Raw genomic sequence first — 25316 nt, 5'->3', positions numbered from 1 at the left:
ATCGGACGCGGGATGGAGCAGCTTGGTAGCTCGTCGGGCTCATAACCCGAAGGTCGTTGGTTCAAATCCAGCTCCCGCAACCAATTATCGACTTACAATCACTAGGCCAGCATTAAGCTGGTTTTTTTATGTCTAAAATTCACATGAATAAGTGGCTACAGCGCGCCCGTCGGGCTCAGCCCCTTATAAACAACGGGCGAAGGTCGTTGGTTCAAATCCAGCTCCCGCAACCAATTATCGACTTACTATCACTAGGCCAGCATTAAGCTGGTTTTTTTATGCCTAAAATTCACTGCTTGTGCCCCATATTTGTTTCAATCAGTTGTAACTACTCGCGCGTCGGGCTCAGCACTTTATAAACAACGGGCGAAGGTTGTTGGTTTAAATCCCTTCCAAGTAACCAGCAGTCAACTCACATAGGTTACTTATCTTTTCCCCCACCCCTGTTTGGCTTTATATGCGATTGTCATCAAGCCTAATTAACGCCACGATTTCAGTCATAAATGCCAACAGAGTCGTTTGCCGCCTAATGCGCATTTCTGCTATGATCCATCGCTGACTAATCATAATTCCACAAATTGACAGATAATCAGCACTTAGCCTTTTATCTTGCGATACCAACCCATCGCCTGCAGGTACAAATATGATTAACCACTTTAGTGTGCTCGGTATCAAACCTAGCGCCAAAGAAGACGACATTAAAAAAGCCTATCGCCGGCTCTCAAACAAATACCATCCCGATAAGTTGTTAGGTGCCTCTGATGAAGAAAAAGAGCAAGCATCACAACAACTTGAGCGCGTTAAAAAAGCTTATGAAGTGCTCTCAGATCCCAAGCTTAGAAATGCGTTTATCCGAGACTTCAATAATGTGATCGTGACCGATCCCAATGGCGCCATGCGCGAATTATGGGATCAGTTTTACCCTTAAGCGGTTTTTTCCAGTGCAACACTGGGAGTGCCAAATTAATGAGCTTAGTTTGCCAAGCCCCTTAATTTGGACCTTTTATTGCAACACGATTTATTTAAGAAGCTGTTTGTTTGATAGCTTTTATTTTGAGACAAGCCCATGGCCAAAAAACTGAATATCTCACGCATTAATGAGCTTAAGACCAATGCCTACGACAATATCGAGTCCTATGATGACCCGGATACCCCCAAGGCACTGGAACAATTTACCTGTCAAATCAAAAAAGTATTACAGGCTGATCCTAAAATGCTCGAGTCGGTGCCCGAGTACCTGCCTGTAGCACTCTATGGCCGAGTCAAATTTCCAAGTGATGCCAAACTCAAATGGGCCCATTGGATCAATACTGCAACACAACCCGAATGGGATGAGTTCAAGGTCACTATTGGCTTTAACAATGCCGATTTGCCATTAGTGCTAGCGGTGCGCGCCTATTCAGAAGATTTGCTGATTGAAAGCTGCGCCGTACTCTATTTACTGGAAAACCAAGGCAAAAGTACGCCAGCCCCTAAACGTAGCGCTGACGATGATTTTGAAGACGAAGACAGTGATTACGCCGATTATTCCGATGACGACGATGATGACGGCGAAGAGGAAGATGGCTATTACGATCAGTACGATGATGAGGACCGCTAATGAACACTAGTCTCATTGAAATAACCGTTGCCGAGATTAAAGAGCTCGCCGATGTCGAGCCAAAACAGGCCAGTAAACGTTTCGAACTCATCGCCACCACAATGAACGATGAGCAATTAGTCGAAGTTATTGAAAAAATGGATATTGTGACCCTGACGCAAATCAACAGTCACCACGATATATCCTGCCCGTCAATTATGTCGGAGCTGATGACACCAGAGCAAATTCGCGACATCGTCTGTCAGCAACCTTTGTATTGGGAAGAAAAAATCAAGAATAATGCAGAAGAACTCATTCAGCATACCTTTGATTTTTTGACTTATTTAATTCGCATCCAAGACAGCGAAGAAAAACAAACTGCCATTTTAGAGTGTATTGCCGAAGATCCCGCTGGCCTCTTCTATCTGTCTATCCCCTTTATCGAGATGATGCTGGGCGAGCGCCACGACGATGAAGACCACTTCAACGATTATTATGATGATGAAGAAGATACCGACACCGTCGGCTATGACAGCCGTGTCGCCAGTGAAGAAGCCCATAGCTTAAGCCTCGATGACCCGCGTAGTCTGATGGCGTTAATCCATGAGCTGGCGCCCGATGTAGAAAAAGCCATTAAAAACCTGCTGCGTAACGAAAGCTCTGGCTGGGAAATGATCATTAACAAGTTCGTCAATGAACTGGTTATCCAAGCAAAAGAGAAAAACCAAGTCACGGACGAATACGCAGAAGTGGATGATATGTTTAGCTTTTTAGATTAAGGATCCCTAGATGCAACTGGTACTGCGTGATTTAGACCAAGGCCCATACCTGAGCAAGGTGTTGGCTAAAGGCCAAGCAGATGACACCCTTAGCGGTGAGCAGCTCGCACAAATCAAATCTAAAGCCATTTTGATGAGCCTCAAATTGGCGGATAAGTTCTACAACAAGTACAAGATGCACTTACTGGAACAGGCGGCGCACGATGTGATTGGCGTCGTCAGTCTCGGATTAATGGAACTGTCTGATCAGGATCAACAGCAAGCAGTGCGTTTATTGCTCACCGCCGATGGCGTGGTCAAATGCTTCCAAAAGGGTTGGAGCATGCTCAGCGTCGTCAGCAAACATAAGCTGGTGAATGGTAAGTCGCTCTATGGTGACGTGGATAAATTCCTGCTGGAACAAGTCTCTACGCCACCTGACGCCGAAGAGTGGCTGGGCTATGAGGCCTACCAGGACGCATTGGCCGAGCACCAACGTCAGCAATCGATTGCGGCGCTAATGGCACAGTTTTATGCCCAAACCAGCTACGATCCTTTGGATTTCTTAAATCTGGAGAGCGTATTGGCCGAAGCGGTGCTGTACCGGATGTTGTTTGATAATGCCAAAGTCAGACAAGATCTGAAAAAACGCATTGCCAAAATCAGCTTGCAGGACGAATGGTTTAGCCTCGAGTATATCGAGCAGCAAACCCAACAAGCCTTGGCGGAGCTTCCCGCGGAGCTGGCCGAGACTATCGCTAAAGATTTGGGTAAAAACTTTGCACCAGCATTGCTGCGTACGCTGCATTTCGCGAAAAGTTATCGCGAACTGCTGCTTAGCGACGCCTCCCCTGAGCGTTTAGAAAGATTCGAGCATAAAGAAGGACTCGTCGGTCTACTCGGCTGGCCGCTTTATATCGTGCTTTAATCCTTAGCGGGGCGCTAATCAATTAACGCCCCAATTTCTTATCTGTCGTCTGAATTTGCTTACGCTTCCTTTATCGTCTCTCCACCAGCTGCAATACAAAATACTGGCATAGCCGCATCGCTGCGAAGATAGCCCCAAATCCGGATCCCTTGAGCTTCTTTACTGTAGGAGAGCCGATACTTGTGCAGTTGCGCCTCGATGTAATCAGTAAAATCCGTAGTTTTTTCCGGTAGTAATCTGCCGCGGTGTTCTCTTTTGAGCGGATCAATCTCAAGCCACTCAATCCTATCGCAAATTGCGAGTAACTCGTCCCACCACACTGGCGTAAAACCAGGGTTTGGCCCCTCATCCTCTAGCAGCTTATAACGCACATGGGGCACAAACTCAGGTGCCTCATGGAGTGCCTGCTCAAGCTTACGCCATTTAGTCAGGTTCATCACTGAGGTTAATTGATGTTGATTGAGATATGCCAAGGTGTCTGCATTCATTGCGATGAGTGTACTCCCTGTGAGTAAAAATCCATAAGTGGCGTCATCTTAGCTTAACCGAGGATGTACTTACAGCGACTTAGCTTGAATTTCAAGCACGCTATAGTCAGTTGATATAGTCCGTTAATATAGTCAATTAAGTAAGTGATGAATTAAGTAAATGAATCAAAGTAAAAAGCCTGCAACAGCAGGCTTTTGATATTTAAAGAAAGAGGCTAACGCTTAACGGTATGTCAGTGTTGTCGTATCCGTTAATTTATCATTGTCTTTCACGGTTAACTCGACTGTATGCTCTCCACGACGAGCCTGACGAAACACCACAGGACCACTGGCGCGAGTGCCGTTGTCAAACTTCCATTTGTGCTGCTTGATAACACCGTCGGTGTCATAGCTAGTCGAAATAAACATGTCGACCAACCATAGATTGATGCGCTGAATTTGAGCAACGGGTGGTTTCTTCACATTTTCAACCACCACTGACACCATTTGCGAGCTGCTATGGCTTAAGCCGTCATTATCGGTCACAGTTAACGTCACAAGATAATCACCAGTTTGCGCATAGGTGTGGGATACGGCCTCTCCCATGACTTGAGTGTTGTCACCAAAGTCCCACTGAGTAGAAACGATTTGGCCATCGCTATCTGTTGAAGTAGAGGTAAATTGTACACTCGCACCATTCACAACCTGAGTGAAGCTGGCTTCAGGGGCGACTTTTTCAGCTTCAAGGAGAAGTGAAATCACCACAGGATCATGATCCGATGAGCGATAAGCATCACTGGCGTATAGGTCTTGCACCTGCGCAGGGGTTTTAAATTCTTCGTTGTAATCTAACACGCGTGGCTCATCGGTATTGATATGCCACTCGGTTACATCCACGACTTTATCCACTAACGCAGCATTGGCCAGCGCATGGTCTAACTGGCCCGATTCACCCGAGAATACATAGGAATAAGGATTGGCTTTTTCGAGTTTTGCGAACAGCTCGCTAAAGCCTGCGTTAGCCAATGCGCTTAGCGGATCTTCCTTGGCGTAAGAGTTTAAGTCGCCAATCAGCAATACGCTTTGCTCTGGATATTCCGCCGCAAGCCACTGCCCAGCCGCCGTTGCTGCGCGTGTACGGGTAATATTGCAGTTACCTTGGCCATCGTTTACGTCTGGATCGCCAGCACACTCACTGCCCTTAGATTTCAAGTGATTAACTGCAACCACCACGCTCTCTTCACTGCCATTAAGCACGAAGGCTTGCGTCAACATAGGACGGTTCTTGCTGTCGTCGAATAGCGGCTGCGCGGCATCATCTAAGGGAGAGTTAGCGCTTGATAAAATACGCGCATCCCCCTGAGGGCTAACCTTATCACTGCGGTAGATTAAACCAACGGTAATCGCATCCGTACCAATCGCACTTAAGTTGTTGCCATTAACCTTTGGAATAACATAGGCATAGCGATTTTCACCCACGGCGGCATTGAGGCCCGCCACGAGATCGGCAATTGCCGAGTTTGAACCAAAGCCATCGTTCTCGATTTCCATCAGACCAAACACATCAGCACTGATCCCCACCATGGCGCTGACAATCTTCGCTTTTTGACGCTCAAACTCACTCAGGGTATTGGCACCGCGCGCAGTCGGGAAACCGCCGCCCTGCCCATCGCCATTAAAATAGTTCAGTACGTTAAAGCTGGCGACTTTCAGGTTGCCGCCTTCGGCTAGTACTGGCGATTGTGGACGAGGATTTTCCGCCACAAAATTAACTGGCTCAGTCGGCATAATGCGATAAAGATTAAAGCCATAGTGCATAACACCAGTAAGGCTTGTGGCTTTATCACCCACACGCACAGTGTTCGATGCGCTTAAACCTGGCGCAGGGAAAATCACAGGATCAGGGTTCTGCGCCGTTAAGCCATCGTCGAGTAAAATACTGTCTTTGAGATTAGCAGCCGTGACGGCCAAGGCATCGGCGCCTGGTGCGGCGACTTGCGTCCCAATAAAGTGACGGCTACTACCGAGTGAAATTTCACCATAGCGACCTAAGTTGTAGACTTCGTTCACCACCAGATCTTGGCTAAAGCGTACGCGCATGCCTTCAAAGGGTTCAAAGTCATCGCTCGAATTCACAGGCAAGGTCACCACGGCGGCTGTCGGTAGGGTTTGTCCTGCTGCACAAAGTTTATGATCGGCAACGGTAGTCAGTTCCGTTAAACCTTGATATTCAGTGACTTTAGCCTTTAAGCGTACACGATCGCCCGCCACGTAACCCGTAGGCGCATTACCGGTGTAAACAAACACCCCTTCCGAGGTTTGTGGATCGTTATCAGCTTCGTTGTCGGCCATTTGTACGAAGATGCCCTTGAGGCCAGCTTCTTGATTACTCACCACTATGGCCTCAACCACTAAGGTTTGTCCGTTTAATGGACTGACATTAGTCGAACCTTGCAGGGCATGGATAGGCGTTGAGGCTTCACCACAGGCTAATGAACTCGGCGGCGGCTCAACAGGATCGGTTGGAGTACCCGCGCTGAACTTACCCAAATCAGAGATATCGTCTTTAGCAAAACCCAACCAAGTATTAAAGCTGACAACATCATCAATAATAGGATCAGCGATTAACTGATCGGGATTGCGGCGCAGGGTATTGTCCTGTGTCGATAAATCACCACTGCCCCATTCACTGCCGGGATCGACACCCACTTGGCCCAAACTATCAATCACTTGGTCTTGATAGGTCAGCACAATGGCATCATCACCATTGAAAAAACTCGCGCTGCTTTGTTGATTCGTCACCGCCAGAATATCGGCCGATGCGTCGTTATCAGCGACAACATAAGTTGCCCCTGCCGCTAAGGTGCCATTCAGGGCGATAGTCGTGCCCACATTTGTGCTGCCATTAAAATAGAAGCGCAATTGATACTGGCTTAAGTCGATGCTGTTGGCGGTTGGGTTGTACAGCTCAATGGCTTTGTTATTGCCGCTGCCTTCAACATATTCAGAAATAATCAGATTATCGGCAGCATGAGCAACGCCACAGATGCTACTGATGGCTAACGCCAACAGCGTTTTGTTATTAAACATAATGACCCCTAAAAGTATCTTTTATATTGATATTTGAGTTTATGATTGACCATTTCACGAAGCATTCAGCTTCGAAAACTGACGATACTATAGGGAATAAAGGTTACAAATTAGTTGCACCCAAGTTGCAACTTAAGATGGATATTTAGACAAAAATTTAGCAGTTTGAACTAGGAAAAACAGATAAAGATGGCGAGCATGGCTCACCATCTTCGGTTTCCCGTTATAGCGGTTGCAACTGAACATCAAGCAGCTTCACCAACAACAACTCTCCCCGTTCGCTAACTCTAAACTCGCCATATTTGGCTTGGCTGAAGTGGTCGGCTTTGCCCTCTTCGAAGAAAAAACTATTTGAGGCCAGCTTTACTCTATGATTACGTAGGCGAAAATCCACGGTGAGTTGATCGGCGGCTTTGGGCTGGTCACGGTAAATACCGACAAAGTGCGCCACCTTTTGCGAGTCGAGCGTCAATAACAGTTGTCCCTGCGTCATTCCTTCAGGCAACGCGGCGCGCACCTCCTGCGCAATGGCATACTCCAAGGCCATATAATCCCCCTGCATAATCGAGCGAGGGTCCACTGGCGCTAAGGCAAAACGTACTACTTGGCCATCCTGTAATAACTGTTCAAACTGGGCGATTCGCCAGTTGATGCTTATCAGCAGTGCCGCGGCGGTAAACACCGCTAAGACTAAGGCACGCTTATGATAACGGCTTAATGCTAAGGTCGCTTTATCCATTATGCTTGCTCCTTTGGTACAACAGGTACTTGCGTGATGGGGAAAAAGCGCCACATAAGTAGCCTCGCGATAATAAGCACTCCGCCTAATCCCATCAAATACAGAGATTTAAGCATCAAGGTCGTCTCTAGGGAATAATAATAGCTCGCCGCAAACACCAGCCCAGAGGCAATCCCCATCCCCTTAAGCCACGCTTCGTGTCCGTAGTGCCCTAACAATATGAGTAGCACAGCCGTAGATAAGCCCTGCATAGGCAAAGACAGTGCACTAATAAGCACTAACCCTAAAAACGCGCACAATATGGCGGGATGAGTGAATGGGAACTGCCATTGTTTACACAGACTCAGAAGTAAAAAGCTACAGATGGCAAACACGACCAGTAAATGAAGCGCGGTTATCCCCGACTGCCAACCCACGGCATACAACTGCGAAAACTCCCTATCCAGACTAAACACATACATAAGTTGAATGGTGAGCAGATTTGCACTCGTGGCAAAAATCCACATTCTCGCCCGTTGATAGTGGTGCCCAGTGTGGTGAAGATTGAATAGCATAATGCTTGATAGCAATAGCCACAGCGTCGGCGTTAACGATAAGAGATGCCACTCGGCCAACAAGCCGGTGACACAGACGCTACAGCCAAATGCAAATACCCACTGGGCCACAGCGTGCTTGATAATCCCCCAAAGCAGTAAAAACAATGCCGCCATGCATAGATACCAAGCCTGATTGAAGGTATCGCCGAGTAAATCAAACAGTCCCCAAGCCAAGGCAAGCGTGCCGCTTAAACAAGAGGCAAAGGCAAACTGCTGCAAGAAGTGCTGTTGGCGCCCACCCCAATATAAGGCAAGCCCTAAACCTAAATAACTGCCACCAATAAAAAGTGCTGTACCGCCTTCGAATCGCCCCAATAGGCTATCAAAAAGTGACACCATAAAACCTAGTAAAAACCAAGCGGCGATCCAAGCCGCTCCAGCTTGCATCAAGGCGATATACCAGGGCATATCTTGGGATTCGGGTAATTCAGCGGAGTTTACTGCGCCCTGAGCATACAAACTATCCCACAGGGTTTGTGCTGCAGATACGCCACTTGCGGGACTGAACTCATGATTCAATTTACTCATGGTGTAATCCCTCACTCGCGCAGACGTTTTGCATTAAATCAACACTGAATTGCCTATGTAACCGCCTCAGTACCGAACTCAGACCTGTGCTCGCCAAAATGATGTAGAGCCCGATAAATAAAAAGCCGCCTATAGGGTCAGTATCGTGAAACAGTAGCTCTGTTAGCAACGCCGCACCGACGGTGATCAAACTAAAGCCACCCAATGCCAAAGGATAAACCTGCAATCGCTTGTACCTGAACCACCAGAATCCAAACAATAAATGAACAATGTAACCAGCCCACACACCCACAAGCAGAGGCTTAGCATCGCTCGGCTCGAAAATCATCCAGCACACAAGTAAGGTAAAACACGCCATGGCTGCAAGGGAAGTTGAATACTGTACCAGCGGCGCATGCCAGCGTTTGCTTGTGCTGCCGAGAAATACAAAACCGTAATACAGCGTCAGATTTATCACGGCGAAGATAAATAACCACTGCTGTTCATCTAACCAGTACGAAGTGGTATCAACATAAAGCCCAAGGCTTAAATTAACCAGCCCCACCAGTAGTAACCATAGGCCATCAAAGCCTGCCACCCAAGCAAAGGGAAGAATCGCAAGCGCCCATATGGCGAATAACTGCCAAGGATCTGCGCCAGTTTGATATGTTTGCCCGACCAGCGCTAACAGCCCTCCCACCAACAGGCTCACCACTAGCAGCGCGGCATTGGCAAGGGTTGCACCAAATAATGATTGAGCTGAGTCAACGAGCCGCTTCGATGCACTTCGATAATACAACCAAATAAAGCTGACAAGGCTAATCAATAGCGCTGCTTCAATCAGCGCAAACTTGCTCATTCGCTCGAGTGACTGCCAGTTGAAGGCAAAAAAGAAAATCACGCCGCAGGCAAAGCTTAACGCCCCAGCCCATTGTAAAAGCTGGGCCAATAGGCTGCGCCAACGGACGGCGTTGGGCGGCACGGATAACTGTCGAAACAGATCGTTTGCCTGGGTAGACGTGATGTGTCCCTGTTCTAACCATTCATAGACTTGTGAGGTAAGATTACGCAATCTAAAAGCTCCCTAAGCAACATCCACTACACAAAAATACGCATTTAACTCACTTCAGTGCAATAATTAATTGTATTAACTTGTCTCACATAAAGATAAGCTTAAGTCTTAAAGACCAATGGGAGAATCTATGCGGCTAGCCATAATAATAAATTTACTATTTTGCCTAGTAATCCATTTTTCAGGTATTGCCATGGCCAATACACTCTCAGCGGTTCAGTCAAAATCGATCATTCGTGTTGGTGGCTACCAATTTGCTCCCTACGTTAATTTACAGGAAGACGGACGTTATACAGGCTTAACACTCGATCTTATCAATGCGTTAAATCAAATTCAGCAAGAAATCAGTTTTGAGTTTGTATCTACGAGTATTGAGTACCGATATAAAGCCTATGAAGCAGGTCGATTTGAGATGATCATGTTTGAAAACCCCCATTGGGGCTGGGAAAAATTCGATACCGCCTTTATTCCTTTGCACATTCATGATGGCGAGATCTTTATCGCTTTGAAAGAAAAAGCAAAAGACCCTGAATTTTTTGAACAGCTTAAAGATAAAACACTGGCACTCGTTAAAGGTTACCACTATCGTTTTGCCCACTTTGAAACCGATCCGGTAAAACTTGAAAATGAATTTAAGGTCGTTTTTGTTAATAGTAATAAAGCATCGATTGAAACCATACTTCGAAAGCGGGCAGAAGTTGCACCAGCCACCATTTCCTATCTTAATTATTACCTAGCAACAAATCCCCACGAACAACAACGATTATTTGTGTCAAATCAATGGGACCAACATTACTATCATGGGATCTTATTAAATCCAAATTCGCAGCTAAGCCCTGAAAAACTCAATCTTTGGTTAAATCAACTGCAGCAAAATGGCAAGCTACAAGAGTTAGTTCGTCAGTACGGCCTAGAACTAGTGATTGAACACTCTGCCAACTCTAAACATGTTCACTGAAAAACCATAGGCGCACTAAATAAATGCGCCTAATAGAGAACATAGTGAGATCAATAAAAATATCATTCCCAACAGGTACAAACGCAGCTTGTTATTCGGTGGGCTCAAGATTGCAATGTAGCAGTGCCATATGGCGAAAATACCATAGTTAAGTCCGATAAAAAGCAGTAAACCGTAGCTGTACATACTGGAAACAACTCCAAATGCACAAGCGAATAAACATAAGCAAGATGTGACAAAAAAACCAATTTGGCATAGAAATAAGCTATGTAATGTTTGCTTATGCGACTCATCAATATTGTTCGCTTTGAAGGAATCGCTAATTTGCTTTTTGCCAGACAAAAAATAATTCACGCTTATCGCTAAGCTCAACATTGCCGCAAGATGAATGCTAATCGGCATACTGTCCTCCTTCAAACTATGTTCACTAATTCATTTAACCCCATATTCTTAACTAAGACCCGGTTTTACCCGTCTACATTTCGATTTGTAGCAATGAATTTATACCAATCGTATTAAATGAAGAATCACGGCATGTAACCGTAAAAATAGTAAAGGAGCCATTCGGCTCCTTTACTATTAAAATCAATTATCAATGATGGCAATGCTCATCGTGAACATGGTCGTCATCCATAAACTCATCATCACCTTCTTGGTGTTGCATCACGCCCCATCCATCGGTCATGCCGCCAAACTCAGCCGCAAAATCATTGAGAATGGTTTCTTGCTCAACCAAGTCATCGTAGTCCGGCACCATGTTGATGCATACGATGATTTCCCACTTGCCAAGTTCATCGTTAAGGTTCAGCTCAACTTCGCCTTCTAAATCGGAGTTGGCTAACTCTTCGAGTGCAGATTCAGCATCACGCTGATCATCGAAAACTAAAAAGAAATCAACATCTAGGGCTTTAGTGAGGTCAATTCCGGCTTCGGCCATCGCAGCCAGCATTTTGCCATTATCGTCGTCTGGAAATTGCATATCCTACTCCACAGTATCTGGCTTATTCAGCCGCAATGATTTGAACCGATTGACCATTAAAGCTGACGATGTCACCCGCAACGACTTTTTTACGTTTGCGCGTTTCCACTTCGCCATTGACGGTAACCAAACCTTCATCAATAACATGCTTTGCTTCGCCACCGGCATTCGACATGCCTTGTACCTTTAATACTTTGTACAATTCAATAAAATCTTCACCAGGATACAAAGCTAACTGATTAATTTGCGCCACTTAAACACGCCTCAAAAAATAAACCTGCGGCATTATAGCAGCATGTCCCATGGGATGCAGATAATTTAACTTATCTTTGCCTTTCATCGGCGAGCAGCCCATAGGCGGATTCATCTAGCCACTCATCGCCTATCTTAAAATGCTGCCGAAACACGCCTTCGAGTTGAAAGCCACATTTCTCCATCACCCGAGCCGAACCGATGTTGTCTTTGGCGCAGTGCCCAACCAATTTATGGACTGACAAACTCAAACAGGCCCAATCAACAACCGCCTGTAAACTCTCAGTGGCATACCCTTTACCTTGCCCCGCGTGCGCCAGCAAATAACCGACCTCGGCACGTTGCTCCTCCACACTATGGCAATGAAGCCCGGTTAAACCGATAAACTCACCGCAATCAAGGTTTTCAATTACCAGCGTGAGCCAATCGCCAGAGGCATAGTCCCAGGTGGCTGAGCGCTGCTCAAACTTTTGCCTGATCACTTCGGGAGCTTCAGGAATACGCACGTAACGATTGATGTCAGGATCTTGGTGTAATGCCAAGAAATGTGGCCAATCCTGCTCTTGTAAACTGCGAAGTCTTAGTCTGTCGGTATACAGTTCAAGCATAGCGGCTCCCCAATGGATGGACGAACTAAAAAAATGGCAGCCAAACGCTGCCATTGTCTCGGCGAGAAGACGATTAACCGCGGCTAGTGACTTCGAGTAAGTGGTAACCAAACTGGGTTTTAACTGGACCTTGAACCACGTTTAAAGGCGCACTGAATACCACTTCATCAAACTCACGCACCATCATCCCTGGGCCGAATGAACCTAATTCGCCACCTTGAGCACCCGATGGGCATGAGGAATGGGCGCGGGCGATTTGCGCAAAATCGGCACCATCGAGGATCTGTTGTTTAAGTGCTTGGCACTGCTCTTCGCTGCTCACTAACAAATGTCTTGCTGTAGCCTGAACCATGGTAAAACTCCCTGAATAATCCTGAGACATTTGCCCCAAATATCATATGGTTCCCGTTTTATGACTGAAAACGGGATGTGAATGTTGAGTATAAAAACATTCTGTTTAATTAAAAAGTCTTAAACTGCGCCGTGATTGATTTTGTTATCGATAACGGCGCAACATAATTGACTCGGTATTAAGCCTTAGTCGCCGCAATCCAGCGATCGATTTTCTGCTCCATCACCGCCATAGGTAGCGAGCCAGAAGTGAGGATCTGATCATGGAAAGCTTTGAGGTCGAACTTATCACCTAGGGCTTTTTCAGCACGCTCACGTAGGGCAAGGATTTTTAGCTGGCCTACTTTGTAGGAGAGCGCTTGCCCCGGAATCGCCATGTAACGCTCAACTTCGGCAATAATATCAGACTCGGCCATGGGCGAATTATCCTTCATATATTGAATCGCTTGCTCGCGGCTCCAGCCTTTGGCATGTAATCCCGTATCCACCACCAAACGCATTGCACGCAGCATTTCATCTGACAGCTTACCAAAGTATTGATAAGGGTCGCTAAAGAGCCCCATTTCGATGCCTAAGTATTCAGCATAGAGCGCCCAGCCTTCTTCGAAGGCGGTATAGCCACTGAAACGTTGGAACTCAGGAACGCCTGTGAGCTCTTGTTTAATGGCGATTTGGAAATGGTGACCAGGCGCGGCCTCATGTAATGATAACGTCGTCATGCCCCATTTCGGCTGAGCTTTTAGATTATAGGTGTTGATATAAAACACCCCTGGACGACTACCATCCACAGCCGGCGATTCATAGGATGCGCCCGCAGCCGACTGCTCTCTAAAGCTTTCAACCGGTTTAACCACATAGTCGGCCTTTGGCATCACATTAAAATACTGTGGCAAAACTTGGTTAATCTTATCTTTTAACACCATATAGCCATCGATTAGGCCTTGGCGATCGTTATAGAAGTATTGTGGCTCAGACGATAAAGAGGCGAAAAAGGCTTTTAAATCTCCTTTAAAACCCACCTGCTCACGGACTTTGTCCATCTCAGAAAGAATACGCGCGACCTCATTCAAACCGATTTGGTGAATTTCATCCACTGGCATGGTCGTGGTGGTATGGGAATTGGCTAAATGCTGATACCAAGCCTTACCGTTTGGCAGACCGGACCAACCGTCGGTTGCACGTGACTTAGGCAAATAAGTCTGCTTGAAGTAATCGCGCAGCCCCGTTAATGCAGGTACTAAACGCTCATTAATCATCGCCTGATAACTTGCCGTTAGCTCAGCTTTATCTTGATCCGAAAACCCTTCTGGGAAGTGATTAATCGGTGAATAGAAAATGCTTTGGCTAGCATCCGTAGTAAGCATGGCATCAAGCTGTGGAATAATCCGCTCAACTAACACGCGCGGTAACACCACCTTACTGGCAATACCTTCATTCATGCGATTCTCGGCCAATTGGATCCAATCAATAAAGCCGTTAACACGCTGCTCCCAGTTACGATAATCCTGTACTGTGTTAAACGGCTGTGCACTCTCACCGCTACCCAGTTGCACCATAGTGATCACTGTGCTGTAGAACTGGCTAATAGGCATAAAGCGTGATGGGAAAGTTTCGTCTACTAAGGCCATTTCGCGGTCATACACAAACAGCGCATAGCTGAGTTGTAAATCGGCTGGCAATTGCTCAAGGTCAATCGCTCTCACTTGCGCTAAATAACGGGTATTAAGATCATGACGCGCCTTAAGATATTCCTCGGTTAAGTCTCCACCAAACTGCGCGTTGTAATCATTAACACCGACAAAAGTGGCGTAAATCGGTTCTAACTTTAAGTAATCTTTAAAATAGGCATCGACTAAGGCAGCGTATTTAGACTCAGCGGTTTGAGCTTCACTTTGCGCCGGAGCGGCTTGGGTCGTACCTTCCTGTACTGCTGTCGTTGTTTCCGGCTTTGAGCAGCCTTGTAAAGCAAACACTAACGCTATCGTTCCCGCTAATAAACTTAATTTCATCTTATATATTTCTCCTTTTGGGTCCGTGATAGCCAAACTCTTCCTATACTTAGTTCAAAGTCTGCTTACGGGATTCATCTATGATCTACTCATTTCGTAACTCAGGTTTTAGGGATCCTGAAACAGGGGTCTATAACCAAACCTATTTCATGGAAGTATTCAACCGAGAGTGGCACAGGCACATACGCGAGCAACAAAGCTTGGCGTTATTGTATCTGTGCCCTCACATTCATGAAACCGTCAAACAACCCCATTTACTCGAATTCTTTACTAAACAGGTACAAGAAGCACTGCTACGGGCGACAGATTTGATTGCAAGGTTAGATCACAACCATTTTGCGTTAGGACTTTTCAATATTGATGAGGAAGGTACGGAAGTCGTTTTAAAAAGGATAGCGAAACATATTCAAGAGTTTAACCAAGAATTTGGAAAAAATCATAAGCTGAAGATTGATTATAAACTCGCAGCCTGCATCTGCTTACCGAGCCAAGAACAAAAAATAGAATCATTATTTAATCATGTCTCCAGGTTGTCATTGGAGCTAGAGCGCGATCAAAATCAATCGCAAGCACTGATAAAACTTCAATAAAGAAAAAGCCCCTTACGGGGCTTTTTAGATCTGCATTGCGAATACAGTGAGTTACAGTTCGACGTTGTGCATACGCGCTTTTTCTTTGATATAAGCGATATAGCTGTTTGCACTCTTCTCAGTCTTCTTATCCTTCGCGGCTAATACAGCGCGGTTATAAGCTGACTTGTACTGTTTCAAACTTAAATGGGCTAGCGCCAATTCGAAGTTTGCTTCACCTGGATGCTCAATACCTAAAGAGATGGCTTTTTCAAGCACAGGAATCGCTTCAGAGTATTTCTCATTCAAACTCAGTAAACGACCTTGTTTCAGGTACAGCTTGCCATCGTTATTGATAGCAGCCGCTTTTCCATAAAACTCAGCAGCTTCTTTGAACTCTTTCGCGTTTTGGTAGAAACCTGCCAGAATCTCATAGGATTTAGCATCCTGAGTGATTAGACCTGACTTCATGTTCTTCTCAAATACTTTAGCAGCTTGGTATGGCGCACCTTTCTGTGCCATTAGCTGAGCTAAACGAGTGATGTTAGCTCCTGTATCCAAGAAACCATTACGGTAAGCCAAATCATAAGTCGCGAGCGACTTATCATAGTCTTCTACCATCAGATAAAACTGTGCTAACTGAACCCATAATCTGCCATCATCCGGGAATAACGGCACCATGACTTCTAACACACCAACGGCTTTTTTATACTTCTTCTGGTTGAAGTAAGACGTCAGTTTCATCTGATACAGACCTTTATCAGGAGCTTCGGCGAGAGAAAGACCTTTATCAGCCACTTCAATCACTTTGTCCCACTGTTTCAGTTCTGTGTAAGCAATACCGATACGACGATACATTTGAGAATCAGCCTTACAAGTAAAGTCCATCCACTTGTAATAATAAGGAATCGCTTCCTTAAACTTCTTCTCTTGTAACAATAAGTCGGCATAGAGGCGCAGTGTCGCCGCGTGATCTGTTCCACCTAAAATATCCGCTTCAACGGCTTGTTTCAGGTACTTGATCGCAGTATCCATCTTGCCCTTTTCGGCATAGAAGTTACCGAGCATACGCGCAACATACGCTTTATCGAAATCATTCTTTGGGTTTGCTTCTAACAAAATAGCGATTGCTTCATCAAGCTGACCATTTGTATAAGCTTCAAAGGATTTCTGAACCTTTTTAGCAGCACTTTCGCCTACCGCTTTAGATTGACGCTTATCTACTTCACATTTCTCAGCTGCAACAGCTGATGAAACCGATAATGCACCACCACAAAGAGACAGCAATAACGCAACTGCGATTTTATTTGCATTACGCATTGTTATTTGCCTCCTTTATCTAAAGTGAAGTCTAATTGCACAGTCATGCCAGGTTGTTTAAGTGGCTTGCCATCAACAATCTTTGGCTTATATTTCCACTTTTTCAGTGCACGAATTGCTTCTTTATCAAACAAACGTTTAGGTTCAGCATTGATAATTTCAACATCATCAACACCACCCAACTCGTTAATGGTAAAGCGTAACTGCACCCAACCTTCTTTACCGTCACGTGCCGCAGCAATTGGATATTGAGGCTCAATACGGACGATTGGTGTTGCATCGCCGTCACGCGTCATCATATTACCCAATTTGAAACCACCGGCACTATGACCACCAGCTTCAACACCACCCATATTGAACGACATAGACGTATCAATATTTGATGAAGTGTCTGGTGGCGTAGTATCAGGCTTTTGTGGTTGCTCTGGTGGTGGTGGCGGCTTAGGCACTACCCTTGGTTTATTCTGTGCTTTTGCATCCTGTCTATCCATGGTGATTTCAATTACAGGGGTCTCGGCCGATGTTTCAGCGCGTTGCGCCCCACCACCGACCAAGAACGCCATAAAAGCGAACAGACCAAAAGTCACAGCAGCACCAATAATGATTGATACTAGTGCTCTTAGCATATTAATCGTTCCCCGCAGATACCGAAATCTTATCTATACCAGCCGCTTTGACTTGGTCTAGAACTTTAACAACTAAGCCGTGTTGCGTATCTTTGTCGGCCTGGATCAGCACTGCTGCTTCAGGCGCTTCAGCTAGCATACGCTCAACGTTTGCAGTTACACGCTCGATATCAACCTGACGGTTTTCCATCATGATCACGCCAGTTTTGCTGACGCCGATAAAGATGTTCGCCGAAGGCTTAGAAGTCGCTTGTGAAGCTTTTGGTTTGTTGTAGTCCAAACCAGATGGTTTCACGAATGACGTTGTTACAATGAAGAAGATCAGCATGATAAACACGATGTCGAGCATCGGTGTCATATCAATTTGCGCTTCCTCGTCTACACTGGAATGCTTTTTACGTGCCATGTTCAATCTCTCTCTAGTGGTGCGGCATGCTGTCTTTTAGCTTTTCTAAGCTGATTTTCATTTTGGCATCAAGGCGAGTACTGAAGAATACTCCCGATAATGCTGCAACCATCCCCGCCATAGTGGGCATTGTTGCCATTGAAATACCAGCCGCCATTAAACGAGCATTACTCGTCCCCTGAACTGCCATCACATCGAACACTGAAATCATACCGGTAACAGTACCTAACAAACCTATCATAGGACAAATCGCTACTAAGGTTTTTATGACCAGCATACGTGCATTCAAATCTTGCTTCGCTTGGGACAGCCAAGCTTCACGGATACGGTGTGCATACCAAGAGGTGGTTTCCTCTCTTGCATCCCATGCAGCTATGATTGCTTTATGTTGCTTTGGTGATATCCAATTAAGATACCAGTAACGCTCAAGCATCAATACCCACATTAAGAACAGCACAAACGCTACTAACCAGAGGACGTCGCCTCCGGAGGCCATGAAGCCCCTGACGGAATCCCATATGTCCATCAGGTAGATCATCATTAGTCAGCCCTCTTCTCAGCGTGCGCTGCGATGATACCAGCACTTTGCTCTTCCAGAACTTGCACGATTGACTTGCTACGAGCAACAACAACTGCGTGCATTAACATCAGTGGCAGAGCCGCAACCAGACCTTGAACTGTAGTGATCAGCGCCATAGAAATACCGCCAGCCATCAGTTTTGGATCGCCTGTACCGAATAATTGGATACTTTGGAAGGTTGCAATCATACCCGTTACTGTACCTAACAGACCCATCATAGGTGCGATAGCGGCCAGAACTTTGATGATTGAAATGCGAGACTCTAACGCAGGCGTTTCTTTTAGAATCGCTTCGTCAAGTTTCAGCTCTAATGTTTCAACGTCAACGTCTTTGTTCTCTTGATACACTTTCAGGATACGGCCTAAGGCGTTATTACCTGGCTTATCAATGTTCTTACGTTGGCTGTTCACACGAGCGCCGATGATAGTCATAGTCACTAGACGTTCGATAGAAATCAACAGACCTAATGCTAACAGAGCGATAATGATGTAACCGATAGTACCACCCGCTTCTAAACGATCTTCAAAGCTTGCTTTGTTAGTGAAGATGTTTAACAGCACGCCACGAGCTGGGTCGATATAGAATGGCGCAGTACCAGAAGTAGTTTGTTCCCACTTACCCACTGCACTCACTTGGTAGCCTTCTGGCTGCTGTGATAACTCTTGAATTAAACCTAACTCATGGTTGTAAACAACATACTTGCCATCAGCAGTTAAGTTGTAAGTACCGATACGGTGAATAGTGGTGTTTTTAACGCTACCGTCGATCCCAGTTACAGAACCTTCGAATTTAACAACCTTACCAGATTGTGCCATTTCGAATAATTGTTCTTGCCAGAATTGCTCTAACTCTTCGATTTTTGGTAATTGCTTACGCGCACCTAAATCAGCGATAAATTTATCGCGATTTGGGTATTGTGCACTGACGTTTGAGCTCGCTAATTTACCAGCGAAATCGCCCGCTTCACCTTTAACCACACCGAACATCTCACCCAAGTCACCTTGAGCAGTTTTCAGGTCTTCTTCTAACTGAGCAATTTTACGCTCGTTGTCTAAGAAAGCTTGGTTTAGGTCTTTACCGCGTTGCTTTTCAGCCGCTAAAGCATCTTTTTCACGCTTTAACAGAGCCGCTTTATCGCCACGCTCAGCTTGGAACTCTTGTTCACGTTTGCTGTTAACTTTGCCTTCAGCAGCGCGATCAACTTTAACTTGCTGCAATAATTGATCGATGGTCTTAGGCGCATCAGCAGCGCTTGCCATACCAGCAGTTAAAGAAAAACTTGCAGCTAATACAGCTGTAGTAATTAACTTCTTCATTATTGTGCAGTCTCCGCAGCAGGAATTGGTAACGCGAATAGATCTAGAGCGCCTTGTTTACGGGCAATGCGGATACCTTTAGTCAGTTCACGCAAATAGCTGTCATCTAACTTATCCCAACCCTTAGTTTGTGGGTTATACATCCAGCCAGTCTTCTGATCTAAGCTCTGAGCATAAAGAGCTACGCGACCTAAGTTAAAGAAGTCTACCAATACTTCTTTACCATCTAGGGTCAATTTACCTTGGTTAACTGCAACAGCACTACCGTATTCACGCTCGATGCTGTACGCATCCAGAATCAAACGATATTTTTCAGCTAAAGTCACTTCAGCAGTGTTTAGCAGTGTTTTTAACTCTTTTACGCGGTTAGCACGAATTTCAGAGTTAAATGGCAAATCTAATTGAACGAATTGTTCTAAAGACTCAACCATTTTAAACATTAAAGGCACAACACCTTGACGCAGTTTGTCTACGCCGTTGATGTCATTTTGAATCGAGTCCATTGTTTTTTGTTGATCAGCAACTAAGCTGGCAACGTAATCGTTATAGGACTTTAGTGATTCACGCTCATCAGCAACAGAACCATACTCGAAGAGCATGTCTTGTGCTTGATCAAAATACTTATCAACGTTCTTTTGCGACGCAGCAGCATCAGCATGGATCATACTATCCGCTTTTTGCACGTCGGTAAGAGGATCTGCAACTACTAAGTTGCTGCTCGCTAATGCCAGCACGCCAACAAGTGCAGTAGCGATTTTTGTTCTATTGCTTACCTTGGACATAGTTCCCAACCAATTTGAAGTGAATAAAAAAGTTAACTTAACAGCAACATCACTTTAAGCAAGACTTACTTTAGTAAATGCTTACTGTAAGTTCATCTTTCTCTTGTGATTCTTAGTTTTTTCTTCCCTTTCCTATGCCTTTGCAGGCATAGACCCGCTGGCATCATTTCACAAAATGTTGACCTGTGTCAACATTCGGGACACGTAAAAACGAGTGTAAAGAAGTCTTAGTTATGAATTTTTTTATGAAAGGTGTTTTTTTAAGCAACATAATCCTTATGCGTATGCTCTAAATTCCCAACCCTACTGAAAAGCAGTATCTAACCCACTAAAAAATAATGCTTTTTAAGAAATGAAACCAGAATTGGTCGTTAACGGAATTTAAACATTTACTTGGGTATCACTCATTAACAAGCTATGACTTGAAATGAACCTATTGATAGATAAACTTGCATTTTCTGTGCTTAAGCATTTTTAAATGTCGAATATCGCATGTGCCATGCAATGACTTCATTCTTCTCATTATGCACTTCTTCTACCGCAAGCCCTTCTACTTTTAGCGTTATAAGATATTGTTTAAGAGTATTTATTTTCTCTGAATCCATAGCCGCAGCAACGAGCTCACTTAGTCGGTTTTTGTACACTTCGAGTTGCGTATTAACAAAATCAAGATACTCAAGCTTTTTATCTACAGGCCAAAAAAGTCCATTCTTGAAAAAATTGTTCACATAACTAAGAAGCTCAGTTTCATGTAATGCCATCTCATCGATTGTGGCAACCTCGGACAAATGCCGATTAATGTCCATTCGACTCTGTTCGCATTTAGGACAAGACTTCACCCTCTTTAAATCGTCTGGGCCACGCAATGTTCCCATATTCTGAGCAAGTTGTCTCAATAATTGAGTGATGATATCAATCTGTTTAAGCCGCAAGAAATCAAGTAATCTACTATTACTCTTGATGATGGAAGAACCCTTATTGTGGATAATTGACTCAAACACACCACCTTTAACCAGCACTCGGTTCACTTCATAAAATGACTTCTCTATGTCTGAATATTCGATACCAAATTGAGAAATTACCATATCAAATTCACTATCTGAAAAAGGTAAACTCTCTGCTCTAACATTCCCGATGAGCTCAATGCTAATATTCTTATTAAGATGATGCTCGATCAACGGTTGAGAATTTATGTTAGCAAAATCAATGCCTTTAATCGCTCCTTTAACATCAGATTTTTTGAAATGATCCTGTGCTAAAAGGGGTAATGCGCCATTCCCTGTCGCGATATCTAGTAATCTAAAATTATCAGGCAAACGGTTAAAGATGCGCTCCCAGATACTGCGTAAGTGGCCTGTATAATTCTCACTAAATTCATTACCGAATGAAGTTAAGTGTCCAGATTTCCAATACTCACTCCAGTGTTCACTCATTCATATATCCCACTATTCAAACCAAATTACTGAACAGCCTACATCTTAAATAACTATTTTCAACTGTTTGAGTAATCAGACTGAATGCTCAACTTTCTTTCAAGATGTAATTAAAGGCTGGTTCTTCATGTACGACCAAGCTAAACAATTATGCCTTCAAAGTTAGACCAATAAAGTAATAAAAAGGCCAGTATATAACTGGCCTTTTAACTGCAAGAAGTTTATTAACTATGCATTAGAATTTGATTGTATAAGAAGCACGGTACTCACGTCCGTAGTTGTTATACAGGTCAGCATTCTCATAAACACCTGCTGAACTTAACACTGGATCTTCATCTGTTAAGTTGTTAATACCTAACATGATCTTGCCAAAGTTACCAGCATCGTAGCTATAGCTGATATTATGGATTAACCATGAATCTAAATGACCTGTAGTACCTGACTCATAAGTAGAACTGGTGTAGTTCATGTTCCATGCTAGAGTGTTATCACCAAATGAATAAGTTGTAGTGAATACAGACTTGTAATCTGGTGAACCAGCCCAACCAGCGATATCCTCAGATACACCAGCAGTGTCTTCTGTTACGTAGCTTAGAATAAAGCTGTTCATCCAGTTAACACCAAAATCACCGATGCTAGTTTCAAAGTTTGCATTTAGGCCTACGTCAATACCTTCAATCTCAAACTTATCACCGTTCGCATAACCAGTACCAACTTCTAAAGCTTTACCTAAAGAACCGTCAGCACCATTTGGAGCACGAACTACATAGAAGGTATCATCGGCAGTGATAGTGCCATCAGCAATCCCCTTCAATACTGACTGAGTTGAACGTGAGCTGATCACATTTTCTACTGTCAGGTCAAAGTAATCGACTGTTAAACCAACGTTTTCAACGATATCCCACGCTACACCCAGGTTGATATAATCTGAAGTTTCTGGTTGTAGATTTTTATTCGCTGAGTAGTACGTATCAATCTGTTTGCTTGGACAATCGGCTTCAGCAATACCTTGATCGCGGCAATATGGAATATCGCGAGCAGATTCAGCACTGAATGAAGTAGCAGCGTACAACTGGTCTAACGAAGGTGCGCGGAACGCTTCTGAGTATGAAGCACGGACAACTAAACTATCCAATGCTTGCCAACGAACTGATGCTTTAGGTGACAACTCACCACCAAAGTCACTATAATCGTCGTAACGAGCAGCTAAGTTAACTTCTACACTGTCAACAACGGGTAATACGGCTTCGTAGAATACCGCTTTAACATCACGGCTACCACCCGCAGAGTTACCAGCGCTACCACCAATTAAATCAGCTTCAGATTGAGCATCATAAACAGAGGCAAATTCTTGCTCAAAGTATTCTGCACCAACGTAGTGAGCGACTGTACCGCCAGGTAATTCGAAAGCATCAAAACCGATACCCGCAAACCACTGGTTAAAGTAAGAACTGTCTTGAGTTAAGGTAGTTGCTTTCATATTCGCAATACCTTCTTCTGAACCAAGGTCAATACCATTTGCTTGGTTGTATGCAAGGCCTGCATAGCTTAAATAGTACTCGCCAACACTCTTATTATCAGCTTTGTTATAGTGGTAATAAACTTCCCAAGAAGCATCATTTAATGAAGGTAAAGTTCCACGTAAACCAGTCAAATAGTCTTGGTTGTAATCGGTAACGTTACCGTCACGAGTACCAATACCCACCCAACGCCAGTAACCAGTCGTTACTTGGCCATATGGGTTATTTGGATTATCTGCAGCCATTTTGTTCCAAGCTGCAGCTGGCGGAGCATAACGACCAAATGACGAGTTAGCAGTTACCATTGCACGGCCAAACCACTCAACATCTTGTGCAACTTCATAGTTAGCATCGACGTAAACCGTGTTACGGTCAGTTGAAGCCTTGTTGTAAGACACGTTAGCAAACGCGTACATACAGTAAGTTGAACCTGGACCCCAATCGTCGTCAGCCGCTACTTTTTGGAATACATTTGAACCGTATTGTGCAGCTAAATCATCACACAAAGGTGATGCTTGAGCTTCAGAGAAATCTGGAGAAGCTACAGTAGCACCATAAATACTCCAACCGATGGTCTCAGTGTAAGCTTGGATAATACCGTCACCGTTAGCATCAAACATGCTTGCCGCAGTGTATGGGCGGTCACCATCTGAAATACCTTTACGATCTTGATGATCAAATGAGAAAGTAATATTGCCTTTGTCCATTTGATAACCAGAGACTACAGAAAATTCTTTACTGGTCAATCCACCATCGGCCTCACGAGAACCACCACCAGCATTGAATTCAACACCTTGGTAGTTCTTTTTCATGATGATGTTTACAACACCTGCGATAGCATCAGAACCATATGTAGATGATGCGCCATCAGTCAAAATGTCGATACGTTCAACGGCCGCCATAGGAATGGCGTTTAAGTTAGCCGAACTTCCACCTAACGTTGGAGAGCCTGGGAAACGTTTACCATCAATAAGAACTAGCGTACGAGATGAACCTGCACCACGTAAGTCGATAGTTGCTTGTGATTGAGCAGAGCTACCCGAACGCTCAGAGAATGAACCGAATGAGTTTAAGTTACTGTTGCGCAGTGCATCAGCTACAGTGAAGTTACCTTCGACTTTCATATCTTCAGTAGTGATAGAGGTAACAGGAGAAGCACCTTCTAAATCACTACGCTTGATACGTGAGCCAGTAACTTCAATACGCTCTACCTTTGCACCATCTTCTTCAGCAGCAAAAGTGAATGGAACGCTTAACGTCGCAGCAGTCACACCACTAATCAACGCAAAACGCACTGACTTAGCTAATAAGCTATTCTTATGCATTGTCTATCTCCCTGGATATTTGTTATTTATTATTTTGCTAAACAACTTAGATCAACCTGTTAACAGGCGGCATCAAGTCGACACAATAAAAACACATGGTAAACATAAAATCAACAAATACGACGATAGAATTACATCTGCCGTACACTGCACTGTACAGAGATAAGAAATAAACAAATAAAAACAAAAAGATAGAACACGCCATAGCACCACACTCAGCCAGGTACACCTCAGACTAAGTCTAAAGTCTACTTATTTTTCATACTCATAAATAAGGTAAATCTGCAAGACTTAGGCAAGTACAATGTTCGATGTAAAAGAAATGTAACTAAACCCAGGAAAGGTGCTCGACATATTGGCGATAAAGTTTGATGCCCATTTATATACTGCTAGAATTTTTGACCATGGGTGTAGAAGATGAAGCACTTCTAATGTAGGTAATGCTACTGTAATGATGGGACGGTTTAAGAGACCACTTGTCATAACATGATTGTTCAATACAAGAATCATTAAACTGTCTGAAACTCACATTTCATCACATGCAAA

General features: G+C 44.4%; 25 protein-coding genes and 1 tRNA gene. 7 read left to right on the top strand and 19 right to left on the bottom strand.

All coding sequences use genetic code 11. The annotated features are described in order from the left end of the window. Window positions 1-6: 6 nt before the first annotated feature. The 5 genes from SHD_RS00410 (at window position 7) to atcC (ending at window position 3265) form a co-directional block, all read left to right on the top strand. Window positions 7-83 (top strand) — tRNA-Met (locus tag SHD_RS00410). Window positions 84-643: 560 nt separating this feature from the next. Continuing rightward, window positions 644-928 carry a cold adaptation protein ActJcold adaptation protein ActJ gene (atcJ, locus tag SHD_RS00405; protein WP_011622321.1) on the top strand — a complete coding sequence of 95 codons (285 nt, stop codon included), beginning with the start codon at window positions 644-646 and terminating at the stop codon, window positions 926-928. Between the two features lie 138 nt (window positions 929-1066). Then, the gene (atcA, locus tag SHD_RS00400; RefSeq protein WP_023265329.1) at window positions 1067-1600 is read left to right on the top strand and encodes a cold adaptation protein AtcA; all 534 of its coding nucleotides are present in this window, start codon (window positions 1067-1069) and stop codon (window positions 1598-1600) included. Further along, entirely contained in the window at window positions 1600-2358 is a 759-nt protein-coding gene (gene atcB, locus SHD_RS00395) for a cold adaptation protein AtcB (RefSeq protein WP_023265328.1), read from the top strand. Before atcA ends, atcB begins: the two co-directional genes overlap by 1 nt. A gap of 10 nt (window positions 2359-2368) precedes the next feature. Then, window positions 2369-3265: a cold adaptation protein AtcC gene (atcC, locus tag SHD_RS00390; protein ID WP_023265327.1), complete on the top strand. Its 897-nt coding sequence runs from the start codon at window positions 2369-2371 to the stop codon at window positions 3263-3265. A gap of 59 nt (window positions 3266-3324) precedes the next feature. Here the strand turns inward: atcC and SHD_RS00385 are convergent, their stop codons facing one another. The 5 genes from SHD_RS00385 to SHD_RS00365 all read right to left on the bottom strand — a co-directional run bounded on the left by SHD_RS00385 (window position 3325) and on the right by SHD_RS00365 (window position 9736). Beyond that, entirely contained in the window at window positions 3325-3753 is a 429-nt protein-coding gene (locus SHD_RS00385; RefSeq protein WP_023265326.1) for a DUF6678 family protein, read from the bottom strand. A gap of 222 nt (window positions 3754-3975) precedes the next feature. Further along, window positions 3976-6822 carry an ExeM/NucH family extracellular endonuclease gene (locus SHD_RS00380; protein WP_023265325.1) on the bottom strand — a complete coding sequence of 949 codons (2847 nt, stop codon included), beginning with the start codon at window positions 6820-6822 and terminating at the stop codon, window positions 3976-3978. Window positions 6823-7045: 223 nt separating this feature from the next. Further along, on the bottom strand, window positions 7046-7561 hold the full coding sequence (locus SHD_RS00375; protein ID WP_023265324.1) for a GDYXXLXY domain-containing protein: 516 nt from the start codon (window positions 7559-7561) through the stop codon (window positions 7046-7048). Further along, window positions 7561-8685 carry a DUF4401 domain-containing protein gene (locus tag SHD_RS00370; protein ID WP_023265323.1) on the bottom strand — a complete coding sequence of 375 codons (1125 nt, stop codon included), beginning with the start codon at window positions 8683-8685 and terminating at the stop codon, window positions 7561-7563. Before SHD_RS00370 ends, SHD_RS00375 begins: the two co-directional genes overlap by 1 nt. Continuing rightward, window positions 8678-9736 carry a DUF2157 domain-containing protein gene (locus SHD_RS00365; RefSeq protein WP_052030930.1) on the bottom strand — a complete coding sequence of 353 codons (1059 nt, stop codon included), beginning with the start codon at window positions 9734-9736 and terminating at the stop codon, window positions 8678-8680. The genes SHD_RS00370 and SHD_RS00365 overlap by 8 nt, the downstream gene beginning before the upstream one ends. Before the next feature lie 130 nt (window positions 9737-9866). Between SHD_RS00365 and SHD_RS00360 the strand changes: the two genes are divergently transcribed. After that, a complete protein-coding gene (locus SHD_RS00360; RefSeq protein WP_039976912.1) occupies window positions 9867-10694 on the top strand; it encodes a substrate-binding periplasmic protein in 828 nt (275 codons plus the stop codon). A 15-nt stretch (window positions 10695-10709) separates the two neighbouring features. On the opposite strand, the gene SHD_RS00355 is transcribed toward SHD_RS00360, so the two are convergent. The 6 genes from SHD_RS00355 to SHD_RS00330 form a co-directional block, all read right to left on the bottom strand. Then, window positions 10710-11096, bottom strand: a complete 387-nt coding sequence (locus tag SHD_RS00355; RefSeq protein WP_023265320.1) for a hypothetical protein — start codon at window positions 11094-11096, stop codon at window positions 10710-10712. Window positions 11097-11286: 190 nt separating this feature from the next. Continuing rightward, on the bottom strand, window positions 11287-11673 hold the full coding sequence (locus tag SHD_RS00350; RefSeq protein WP_011717512.1) for a ribonuclease E inhibitor RraB: 387 nt from the start codon (window positions 11671-11673) through the stop codon (window positions 11287-11289). A gap of 22 nt (window positions 11674-11695) precedes the next feature. Further along, window positions 11696-11926: an RNA-binding S4 domain-containing protein gene (locus tag SHD_RS00345; RefSeq protein WP_023265319.1), complete on the bottom strand. Its 231-nt coding sequence runs from the start codon at window positions 11924-11926 to the stop codon at window positions 11696-11698. Between the two features lie 70 nt (window positions 11927-11996). Then, complete coding sequence (locus SHD_RS00340) at window positions 11997-12533, bottom strand: GNAT family N-acetyltransferase (protein WP_039976910.1); 537 nt, start codon at window positions 12531-12533, stop codon at window positions 11997-11999. Window positions 12534-12606: 73 nt separating this feature from the next. Further along, the gene (locus tag SHD_RS00335) at window positions 12607-12885 is read right to left on the bottom strand and encodes a peptidylprolyl isomerase (RefSeq protein ID WP_011623210.1); all 279 of its coding nucleotides are present in this window, start codon (window positions 12883-12885) and stop codon (window positions 12607-12609) included. A gap of 178 nt (window positions 12886-13063) precedes the next feature. Beyond that, the gene (locus tag SHD_RS00330; protein WP_023265316.1) at window positions 13064-14893 is read right to left on the bottom strand and encodes a DUF885 domain-containing protein; all 1830 of its coding nucleotides are present in this window, start codon (window positions 14891-14893) and stop codon (window positions 13064-13066) included. Between the two features lie 80 nt (window positions 14894-14973). Here SHD_RS00330 and SHD_RS00325 point away from each other — a divergent pair, with 80 nt between their 5' ends. After that, window positions 14974-15483, top strand: coding sequence for a diguanylate cyclase domain-containing protein (locus SHD_RS00325; protein WP_023265315.1), 510 nt, complete (start codon window positions 14974-14976; stop codon window positions 15481-15483). 51 nt (window positions 15484-15534) lie between these two features. On the opposite strand, the gene SHD_RS00320 is transcribed toward SHD_RS00325, so the two are convergent. The 8 genes from SHD_RS00320 to SHD_RS00285 all read right to left on the bottom strand — a co-directional run bounded on the left by SHD_RS00320 (window position 15535) and on the right by SHD_RS00285 (window position 24770). After that, entirely contained in the window at window positions 15535-16782 is a 1248-nt protein-coding gene (locus tag SHD_RS00320; protein WP_023265314.1) for a tetratricopeptide repeat protein, read from the bottom strand. A gap of 2 nt (window positions 16783-16784) precedes the next feature. Continuing rightward, window positions 16785-17408, bottom strand: a complete 624-nt coding sequence (locus SHD_RS00315; protein WP_023265313.1) for an energy transducer TonB — start codon at window positions 17406-17408, stop codon at window positions 16785-16787. 1 nt (window position 17409) lies between these two features. After that, window positions 17410-17814: an ExbD/TolR family protein gene (locus SHD_RS00310; protein WP_011623215.1), complete on the bottom strand. Its 405-nt coding sequence runs from the start codon at window positions 17812-17814 to the stop codon at window positions 17410-17412. Window positions 17815-17827: 13 nt separating this feature from the next. Beyond that, entirely contained in the window at window positions 17828-18355 is a 528-nt protein-coding gene (locus tag SHD_RS00305; RefSeq protein WP_011623216.1) for a MotA/TolQ/ExbB proton channel family protein, read from the bottom strand. After that, window positions 18355-19710, bottom strand: coding sequence for a MotA/TolQ/ExbB proton channel family protein (locus SHD_RS00300; protein WP_023265312.1), 1356 nt, complete (start codon window positions 19708-19710; stop codon window positions 18355-18357). Before SHD_RS00300 ends, SHD_RS00305 begins: the two co-directional genes overlap by 1 nt. After that, complete coding sequence (locus SHD_RS00295) at window positions 19710-20492, bottom strand: DUF3450 domain-containing protein (RefSeq protein WP_023265311.1); 783 nt, start codon at window positions 20490-20492, stop codon at window positions 19710-19712. The genes SHD_RS00300 and SHD_RS00295 overlap by 1 nt, the downstream gene beginning before the upstream one ends. Window positions 20493-20956: 464 nt before the next feature. After that, a complete protein-coding gene (locus tag SHD_RS00290) occupies window positions 20957-21925 on the bottom strand; it encodes a class I SAM-dependent methyltransferase (protein ID WP_023265310.1) in 969 nt (322 codons plus the stop codon). A 235-nt stretch (window positions 21926-22160) separates the two neighbouring features. Continuing rightward, on the bottom strand, window positions 22161-24770 hold the full coding sequence (locus SHD_RS00285; RefSeq protein WP_023265309.1) for a TonB-dependent receptor domain-containing protein: 2610 nt from the start codon (window positions 24768-24770) through the stop codon (window positions 22161-22163). Between the last annotated feature and the right edge of the window lie 546 nt (window positions 24771-25316).

The organism is Shewanella decolorationis S12 (assembly GCF_000485795.1).
GTDB classification, from domain to species: domain Bacteria; phylum Pseudomonadota; class Gammaproteobacteria; order Enterobacterales; family Shewanellaceae; genus Shewanella; species Shewanella decolorationis.
The sequence above is the reverse complement of the archived record's forward strand: the minus strand, read 5'-3'. Positions and strand labels throughout refer to the sequence as shown.

Excerpts from the sequence above, each read along its gene's own strand:
- atcJ (WP_011622321.1), top strand. The coding sequence starts at position 644 with ATGATTAACCACTTTAGTGTGCTCGGTATCAAACCTAGCGCCAAAGAA.
- atcA (WP_023265329.1), top strand. The coding sequence starts at position 1,067 with ATGGCCAAAAAACTGAATATCTCACGCATTAATGAGCTTAAGACCAAT.
- atcB (WP_023265328.1), top strand. The coding sequence starts at position 1,600 with ATGAACACTAGTCTCATTGAAATAACCGTTGCCGAGATTAAAGAGCTC.
- atcC (WP_023265327.1), top strand. The coding sequence starts at position 2,369 with ATGCAACTGGTACTGCGTGATTTAGACCAAGGCCCATACCTGAGCAAG.
- SHD_RS00385 (WP_023265326.1), bottom strand. The coding sequence starts at position 3,753 with ATGAATGCAGACACCTTGGCATATCTCAATCAACATCAATTAACCTCA.
- SHD_RS00380 (WP_023265325.1), bottom strand. The coding sequence starts at position 6,822 with ATGTTTAATAACAAAACGCTGTTGGCGTTAGCCATCAGTAGCATCTGT.
- SHD_RS00375 (WP_023265324.1), bottom strand. The coding sequence starts at position 7,561 with ATGGATAAAGCGACCTTAGCATTAAGCCGTTATCATAAGCGTGCCTTA.
- SHD_RS00370 (WP_023265323.1), bottom strand. The coding sequence starts at position 8,685 with ATGAGTAAATTGAATCATGAGTTCAGTCCCGCAAGTGGCGTATCTGCA.
- SHD_RS00360 (WP_039976912.1), top strand. The coding sequence starts at position 9,867 with ATGCGGCTAGCCATAATAATAAATTTACTATTTTGCCTAGTAATCCAT.
- SHD_RS00355 (WP_023265320.1), bottom strand. The coding sequence starts at position 11,096 with ATGCCGATTAGCATTCATCTTGCGGCAATGTTGAGCTTAGCGATAAGC.
- SHD_RS00350 (WP_011717512.1), bottom strand. The coding sequence starts at position 11,673 with ATGCAATTTCCAGACGACGATAATGGCAAAATGCTGGCTGCGATGGCC.
- SHD_RS00340 (WP_039976910.1), bottom strand. The coding sequence starts at position 12,533 with ATGCTTGAACTGTATACCGACAGACTAAGACTTCGCAGTTTACAAGAG.
- SHD_RS00335 (WP_011623210.1), bottom strand. The coding sequence starts at position 12,885 with ATGGTTCAGGCTACAGCAAGACATTTGTTAGTGAGCAGCGAAGAGCAG.
- SHD_RS00330 (WP_023265316.1), bottom strand. The coding sequence starts at position 14,893 with ATGAAATTAAGTTTATTAGCGGGAACGATAGCGTTAGTGTTTGCTTTA.
- SHD_RS00325 (WP_023265315.1), top strand. The coding sequence starts at position 14,974 with ATGATCTACTCATTTCGTAACTCAGGTTTTAGGGATCCTGAAACAGGG.
- SHD_RS00320 (WP_023265314.1), bottom strand. The coding sequence starts at position 16,782 with ATGCGTAATGCAAATAAAATCGCAGTTGCGTTATTGCTGTCTCTTTGT.
- SHD_RS00315 (WP_023265313.1), bottom strand. The coding sequence starts at position 17,408 with ATGCTAAGAGCACTAGTATCAATCATTATTGGTGCTGCTGTGACTTTT.
- SHD_RS00310 (WP_011623215.1), bottom strand. The coding sequence starts at position 17,814 with ATGGCACGTAAAAAGCATTCCAGTGTAGACGAGGAAGCGCAAATTGAT.
- SHD_RS00305 (WP_011623216.1), bottom strand. The coding sequence starts at position 18,355 with ATGATGATCTACCTGATGGACATATGGGATTCCGTCAGGGGCTTCATG.
- SHD_RS00300 (WP_023265312.1), bottom strand. The coding sequence starts at position 19,710 with ATGAAGAAGTTAATTACTACAGCTGTATTAGCTGCAAGTTTTTCTTTA.
- SHD_RS00295 (WP_023265311.1), bottom strand. The coding sequence starts at position 20,492 with ATGTCCAAGGTAAGCAATAGAACAAAAATCGCTACTGCACTTGTTGGC.
- SHD_RS00290 (WP_023265310.1), bottom strand. The coding sequence starts at position 21,925 with ATGAGTGAACACTGGAGTGAGTATTGGAAATCTGGACACTTAACTTCA.
- SHD_RS00285 (WP_023265309.1), bottom strand. The coding sequence starts at position 24,770 with ATGCATAAGAATAGCTTATTAGCTAAGTCAGTGCGTTTTGCGTTGATT.